General features: G+C 67.2%; 1 protein-coding gene. It reads right to left on the bottom strand.

What is annotated here, in order from left to right; translation table 11 throughout:
* On the bottom strand, positions 1-208 hold a 208-nt coding region (locus RVY79_RS20145), incomplete at its 3' end, for a hypothetical protein (RefSeq protein WP_317466350.1).
* Positions 209-262 lie beyond the last annotated feature (54 nt).

Genomic DNA, 262 nt, shown 5'->3' with positions numbered 1-262 from the left:
CAGCGGTGGGCGCCCCCGTCGACGGAGCCGCCGCCACAGCACGCGGGGCCACGGGTGCAGCTTCACGAGCGAGGCGGCGATCGCGCCAAGCGCTACGTACACGCGCCACGTCGTCGTCGATGGCTTTGCGCGCCGACGGTGTCAATTGCGCATGCGAGGCCAGCGATGCGGCATCGTCTTTGCGGTCATTCACGGTCTGCCAGATCACGAGGTTTCCGGAAATCTTCGGGCTGCCGGCAGCCATCTGTTGCGCTTGCATCAG

Source organism: Chromohalobacter sp. HP20-39, assembly GCF_033052815.1.
Lineage (GTDB): Bacteria > Pseudomonadota > Gammaproteobacteria > Pseudomonadales > Halomonadaceae > Chromohalobacter.
The sequence above is the reverse complement of the archived record's forward strand: the minus strand, read 5'-3'. Positions and strand labels throughout refer to the sequence as shown.